The sequence below is a fragment of the Okeania sp. SIO2B9 genome, from assembly GCF_010672505.1.
Taxonomy (GTDB): Bacteria; Cyanobacteriota; Cyanobacteriia; order Cyanobacteriales; family Microcoleaceae; genus Okeania; species Okeania hirsuta.
Window position 1 is genome coordinate 1 of the sequence record NZ_JAAHGK010000288.1, and the last position, 6,664, is coordinate 6,664.

The 6,664-nt window shown below is 38.6% G+C and carries 8 protein-coding genes; 7 read left to right on the plus strand and 1 reads right to left on the minus strand.

Annotated features, from left to right (window positions below):
- The first annotated feature begins 198 nt into the window (after nt 1–198).
- From F6K13_RS12305 to F6K13_RS12320, 4 genes are all read left to right on the plus strand, one after another.
- A complete protein-coding gene (locus F6K13_RS12305; RefSeq protein ID WP_287287492.1) occupies nt 199–342 on the plus strand; it encodes a hypothetical protein in 144 nt (47 codons plus the stop codon).
- 342 nt (nt 343–684) lie between these two features.
- Nucleotides 685–1,293, plus strand: coding sequence for a PEP-CTERM sorting domain-containing protein (locus F6K13_RS12310; RefSeq protein ID WP_287287493.1), 609 nt, complete (start codon nt 685–687; stop codon nt 1,291–1,293).
- Between the two features lie 172 nt (nt 1,294–1,465).
- The gene (locus tag F6K13_RS12315) at nt 1,466–3,175 is read left to right on the plus strand and encodes an NAD(P)/FAD-dependent oxidoreductase (RefSeq protein ID WP_287287495.1); all 1,710 of its coding nucleotides are present in this window, start codon (nt 1,466–1,468) and stop codon (nt 3,173–3,175) included.
- 560 nt (nt 3,176–3,735) lie between these two features.
- Nucleotides 3,736–4,560 (plus strand): PEP-CTERM sorting domain-containing protein, encoded by an 825-nt coding sequence (locus F6K13_RS12320; protein ID WP_287287496.1) that lies wholly within the window; start codon nt 3,736–3,738, stop codon nt 4,558–4,560.
- A gap of 336 nt (nt 4,561–4,896) precedes the next feature.
- On the opposite strand, the gene F6K13_RS12325 is transcribed toward F6K13_RS12320, so the two are convergent.
- A complete protein-coding gene (locus tag F6K13_RS12325; RefSeq protein ID WP_287242274.1) occupies nt 4,897–5,037 on the minus strand; it encodes a hypothetical protein in 141 nt (46 codons plus the stop codon).
- A 4-nt stretch (nt 5,038–5,041) separates the two neighbouring features.
- Here F6K13_RS12325 and F6K13_RS12330 point away from each other — a divergent pair, with 4 nt between their 5' ends.
- From F6K13_RS12330 to F6K13_RS12340, 3 genes are all read left to right on the plus strand, one after another.
- Entirely contained in the window at nt 5,042–5,263 is a 222-nt protein-coding gene (locus tag F6K13_RS12330; protein ID WP_287242272.1) for an AbrB/MazE/SpoVT family DNA-binding domain-containing protein, read from the plus strand.
- Entirely contained in the window at nt 5,215–5,709 is a 495-nt protein-coding gene (locus tag F6K13_RS12335) for a type II toxin-antitoxin system VapC family toxin (RefSeq protein ID WP_287287498.1), read from the plus strand. Before F6K13_RS12330 ends, F6K13_RS12335 begins: the two co-directional genes overlap by 49 nt.
- A 142-nt stretch (nt 5,710–5,851) precedes the next feature.
- Nucleotides 5,852–6,664: C39 family peptidase (locus tag F6K13_RS12340; RefSeq protein ID WP_287287499.1), on the plus strand; the 813-nt coding region annotated here is incomplete at its 3' end.

Here is a 6,664-nt window from a genome sequence, read left to right on the forward strand (position 1 = left end):
TTAAAAAAAAGATTATGGGGCATCTTTTTACTTTCTTTCTTTACCTTATGTAGGTTAAAAATATTACCAATGCTTTAAAGCGATCGCCTTCTGGGAAGAAGAAAGCGATCGCTCTACCAATAACCCATCCGTTACTAACATAACTTTTGGAAGTCGCAACTACATCTATAGAACCCCTACATGGATCTATAAACGGGTGTGTGGGAAGAGTGGGAAGAGTGGGAAGAGGGGGAAGAGTGGGAAGAGGGTGGAGAGGGGGAAGAGTGGGAAGAGGGGGAAGAGGGTGGAGAGGGTGGAGCTTGGGGACATTTTTCTACCTTTTCTATATTCTCGATCTCCTGAGGAGGTCCTCCTGACTCCTGAGGAGGTCCTCCTATGCCACTTTGCAAAGATACGCTCAGGGCTTCTATAGGACTAACTTGAAGACGTAATCATACAAAGATCACACCTTAATATCCGGAAAGAGTTATGTCACTTCATAAAAACTTAATAATTACCTATTCCATAGCAATACATTAGAATCTCTACTCCTAATATATTTGGTTGATTTTCACTACGAAAAACACTGTAGACATTTTTAAAGATTCGGTAAAGTAGAGCATAAGGGGGTTGCAGAAATTTCGGGGGGGGGGGTAGATTAGATTTGTAGGCAAAAAAAATAAATTTTACTAAGGAGATTTAATCATGTTGAAAAAGCTTTCCATTGCTGCTGCTGGCTCTGCAATCGCTACTTTAACTGCTGTTTCTGGTGCTAATGCTGTTAGTTTTACAGGTACAGGTGATGGATTAGTTGAATTAAGTTTTGATTCCAGCTCAATAGTGGTTACCGATGACATTTTGATTGAAGATATTTCGATCGATTTGAACGGTATGGATTTCACCTGGATTGGTGAGTTGGATGTAGACCTGGTGTTTGACGATGGCGCTGGCAACATAATTTCAGTCGATGTCCTGAATAATGGTAATGCAGGCGGTGTTTTAGATTTGGATGACGTTGCTTTCGGTGACTATACTTTTGTAGATGGAGCGCCACCAGTTGTTAATACAGGAGATTTTTTGCCAACTGGTAGTTATGCACCTACTGAGAGTTTCTTAGACGCTTTCGGGGGGCTAAACGCTAAAGGAACTTGGACTCTGGAATTTCGAGATAGCTTTGCAATCGATGGAGGGACTATGGACTCTTGGGATATTAATATTGTCTCAACTCCCGAACCTGCTTCCTTGTTAGCTTTATTCGGAATAGGTGTTTTAGGTGCTACTTCCCTGAAACGTAAGCAAAAAGAAAAAGTGTAGGTTCACAGGTCTAATTTCTTGCGAACCTACTTCATCATATAAAACCTAGTTCAATTATATCATCAAATACTTCTTTGTCAGGGTAAAATCTACAAATGTACGCGGAATATGTTATGTATGGAGATAATTTACTTATCTCTATACATCAGTATGAATTACAAGCATAACAATCATGTCCAACAAAAATTACGATGTGGCAATTATAGGTGGTGGACCCGCAGGTAGTACCACTGGCACATTACTGAAAAAATATAACCCTAACTTACAAGTATTAATTTTAGAAAAAGCCAAATTTCCCCGCGACCATGTAGGAGAAAGCCAACTGCCTCAAATTAGTGCTATTCTCGAAGAAATGGGCTGTTGGGATAAAGTAGAAGCAGCTAACTTTCCCATTAAAATTGGAGCCACTTATCGTTGGGGAAAAACTTCTCAACTGTGGGATTTTGATTTTCTCGCAGCAACAGAATTTCAAAATGAACCCCGCCCAGCTAAATACAAAGGACAACGCAAACAAACAGCTTTTCAAGTCGATCGCTCAGTATATGACACTATTCTCTTAGATCATGCTCAAGAATTAGGTTGTGAAGTCAGACAAGAAACAGCAGTTACTAAAGTAGATGTAGATATAGAAGCAGACCAAATTAAAAATTTGCATTTAAGTAATGGAGAACAAATTACTGCTCGTTATTATATTGACGCTTCAGGACATATTGGTGTTTTAAGAAGAGTTTTAGGAGTAGAAACAACAATTCCCACGAGATTACAAAATATTGCAATTTGGGACTATTGGACAAATGCAGAATGGGCTGATGAAATTGGCGTGGGCGGTACAAGAGTCCAGGTAATGAGTTTAGCTCATGGTTGGATTTGGTTTATTCCTCTAGGTCCAACTCGTACAAGTATTGGTTTTATTTGTCCGGCTGAACATTACAAAAAACTCAAAAAACCACCAGAAGATATTTATCAAGAAGCACTCAAAAGTGAACCTCGTATTAGTGAATTAATTGCTAATGCTACTAGCAGAGGTAAGATTGAAACAACAAAAGATTGGTCTTTTCTCTCAGAAAAGTTAGTAGGAGAAAATTGGTTTTTAGCAGGAGAGTCAGCAGGTTTTGCCGACCCAATTTTAGCTGCGGGTATGACTTTAACTCATGTGAGTGCTAAAGAAGCAGCTTATACAATTTTAGAACTAGAACAACAAAAACACGACGCTACCTGGTTAAAACACCACTATGAAGATAACCAAAAGCGACGCATTAAACAACATATTCGTTTTGCAGATTATTGGTATGCTGCAAATGGTCAGTTTAGCGACTTACAGAAACATTGTCGAGATATTGCTAAAGATGCAGGATTAAAATTAACTCCTGAAGAAGCTTTTCGCTGGTTATCTCAAGGGGGTTTTACCAATGATATTTTAGGTCAAGCAGTTATTGGAGGTTTTGATCCTACTTCTATGAAACAAGTAATGCAAAGATTTGCCCAAAAAGATTCATCTTGGGAAATTAGTGGTTACAACATCTTTAAACTAAATCTTGAAGGTGCAAAACAAGAAGATTTACCTGTATATAATAACGGTCGTATTGAGAAGATAAAATCCTATGTTAAAGATGAACAAAGACTTCCCTTAACAGGTTTCTATGCTGCATTAGTGAAAATATTAGAACGTACTTCCGATATTCAACAAATATCAGCCTTATTAAAAAAATCTTTAACTTCTCAGTATTCACCTCAACACACTCAAGTTGCCTTTAACCATGCCTTACAATGTTTAGAAGTCATGGTTTCTGAAGGATGGGTAACAGCAAAAATAGACAAGAAAAAACCCAAATTACAACTTTCTACTCCTACAGAAGGAGCTTTAATTCATGCTCATTCTTAGTCATCTCAAGAGTATGTAGCAGATTCGGGATTAATGTGGTACAACCGACGGGGTAAATATTTTTTGCTTGTTCGAGACCCTACTACCTATTTTCATCAATATATGTACTTCGTGTCTTAAGTAAGTGTAAAAAGTTAGGTAGTTGGGAAGAGGGGGGAGAGGGTGGAGAGGGGGGAGAGGGTGGAGAGTAGGGGACCTAGATTCTACCTTTTTCCCCTATTCTATATTCTCGATCTCCTGAGGAGGTCCTCCTATGCCACTTTGCAAAGATACGCTCAGGGCTTCTATAGGACTAACTTGAAGACGTAATCATACAACGATCACACCTTAATATCCGGAAAGAGTTATGTCGCTTCATAAAAACTTAATAATTACCCATTCCATAGCAATACATTAGAATCTCCACTCCTAATATATTTGGGTGATTTTCACGACGAAAAACACTGTAGACATTTTTAAAGATTTGGTAAAGTAGAGCATAAGGGGGTTGTAGATTTTTCGGGGGGGGGGTAGATTAGAGTTGTAAGCAAAAAAAATAAATTTTACGAGGAAATTGAATCATGTTGAAAAAGCTTTCAATTGTTAAACAACTACCAATAGCCACAGCAACAGTAGGGTTAATGATGTTTGCGGGAACTGCTCAAGCAATAACAATCTCTGTATTTGATAATAGCAGCTTTGTAGACACTACTGGCGGATTTCACAGCGAGTCTGATACAATCCAGGCTACATTAACAAGTCTAGGTTACACAGTCACAACTTTTACAGGTATCACTGAGGCTGATTTTACAGCTGCTGGTGCTGCGGATGTGATTTTGATTCCTGAATTAGAAAGGGGAAATTTAGCTAGTGTTCTTAGTACATCTGCTAAGACAGCAATTTCTGATTATGTTTCCTCTGGTGGTGGCTTTGTTACTATGGAGACGGGAGACTTCAGAAGTAATAACTTGGTAAACGATATCTTTGGCTACTCTTTGACTGGCAGTTTCGTTGGGTTTTCACCTACATCAACAAAGAATAGCACAGCAGCTAGTGGTACAGCTTTTGCTGAGGATCCTGATTTTCTCCCATCGCCAAGTACCACATATGGGGTAAATACGAGCAGTCTATCTGAAACTGCCTTATCTATCTATGAAATTGGAACAAGGTCTACTGTATGGGTTGATAGCTTTGGTTCTGGCCGTGTTGCTGGTCTAGGATGGGATTGGTTTAATGCTGTTCCACTAGGATCGGTAGATGGTGGCTGGCCTACTGTGCTTGACAGTGCTTTGACAGAAGTGTCAGATACAGTTTCAACCCCTGAACCAGTTTCCTTATTCGCTTTATTCGGAGTAGGTGCTTTAGGCGCGACTTCCCTGAAGCGCAACCAAAAAAAAGAAGTATAGGTTCACAGGTCTAATTTCTTGCAAACCTACTTCACTTTTAAAACCCAACTACAATTATATCTTCAAATATTCGATTGTCAAAAAATACGCGTAAAAAAAAGTTAGGGAGCATCTATTGACTTTCTTTTTTTACCTATGTAGGCTAAAAATATTAGCTAATGGTTTAAAGCGATCGCTTTCTTCCCAGAAGGCGATCGCTTTCCCAAAAGCCACCCTGTGCTAACCTAAATTTGGGAACTAATATCATGTCCGCTTGAATACTTATACTTTAGTGGAAGGAAGGCAAAGGGCATCTATGCTGGAGGCAAAAGGGTTTCTTCCAATTGTGACTTAATTCTATACACGCTCCGATGCTACCGGACATGATATAACTACTACATCTATATGACTAAAGTCGTTACTACGAACGAGCAATTGTTGACACCAACGCCCCAGGTATGATAAAATTTTATCCTCACTTAAACGTATCCAAACCAATTTAATGACAACAACCAAACTTGGAGAAGAATATAAAATAGTCATTCCTCCAGAAGTACGCGATACCCTAAAATGGCAACCAGGCGATCGCCTAGAACTAAAAATCGTTGATGACACTATAGTTATAGTCCCAGAAATGAGCTATACATCGCGCCTCTTCGGCAAACATCGTCAACTATGGCAAGACGAAGATGCCATCAACTACATTCGCTCTCAAAGGGAGTGATGGCGAGATTAGAAGAACTAGAAGGAGCAAAAATAGCTCTAGACAGCGTAATTTTTATTTACGCCTTAGAAGGTAATGCACAATTTGGCGATCGCGTTATCAAAATTTTTGAGGCCATCAAACAAGGAAAGTGTCAAGCTTTTGCTTGCGATTTTGTTTTGGCAGAACTCATGGTCAAACCTTTGCGTGAGGGGCAAATTGAAATTGCCCAAGAGTATGCAACGCAGCTACCAAAATTCCCCAATCTCACCTTCCGCAGTATTACCAGGGCAACAGTAATTAGAGCAGCAAACTTAAGAGGAAGCAGTAATTTAGGTTTAGTAGATGCCTTACATCTGGCAACCGCCATAGAAGCAGGATGGACGGTTTTTCTGACCAACGATACTGCTTTACGCCATCCCAGTCCAGGTATAGATATCTGGATGCTTGCAGATATAGAAAATTAAACAAATAACAATAACTATTCCCCAAAACTTAAAACAAACTAAAATTCAAGCTAACTTGTCATAAATGTCCCATAATTTGGTCTAGTCCAGAGAATAGGATATTATAGCTCCTGATTACTATTTCCTATTATATAAACCTAATATGGAACTTAAAGACTTTCTGGGGACAGACCTTAAATACGACGTAAAAACCCTCGCCGATGATGAACACCTCACCCGCGAGATTCAGGCCATACTCATTGACCTAAATATGCTTAACCCTCCAATAGATGGCATATTTGGCCCATTAACCACAGCAGCACTTCATCGATTTCAAGTAGATCAAAAAAGTGGTGAAGCTGGATATTTAGGGGAGAAAACTATCAAAAAATTGTTCGATGCAAAAGAAGTAAATATTCCTGCATCTCTAATCATATTAAAAACGAAAAAAGACACTATCCTGAAATCAAGACCCCTTCAATCTTCTCAATTAACTGAGTCAGAAAAACATCATATTCCTGCTAATCAAGAGTTTGAACTTTTAGCTTACGCTACAGTGAGAAACCACTTCCGGATTGCCTTTCGTAACCATAAACACAACAGTTCAGGAGTTTGGTATATCCATGAAAAACACATTGAAATTTATGAAAATAATCAAATTGTGCATCCTAAGCACAAACCAAATACTATCAGAATTAAAGTTCCCTACAAACCAAAACTAGACAATTGGTATAATCCCACAGGTTTATGTAATATTACTTCAATCGCTTCCTGTTTAGAGTTTTTGCAGGCTAATCGTAGGTCTAATTATGGTCAATTTGAAGATGAACTTTATGAATATGCTTTAAGTCAAGGTTACAGTCGTCATAATCCACATCATTTAGTTAAAATTGTTAGAGATTATGGATGTCAAGATACTTTTAAAACTAATGCCACAATTGAAGAAGTTCAAGACTACCTAATAGCAGGAAATCCT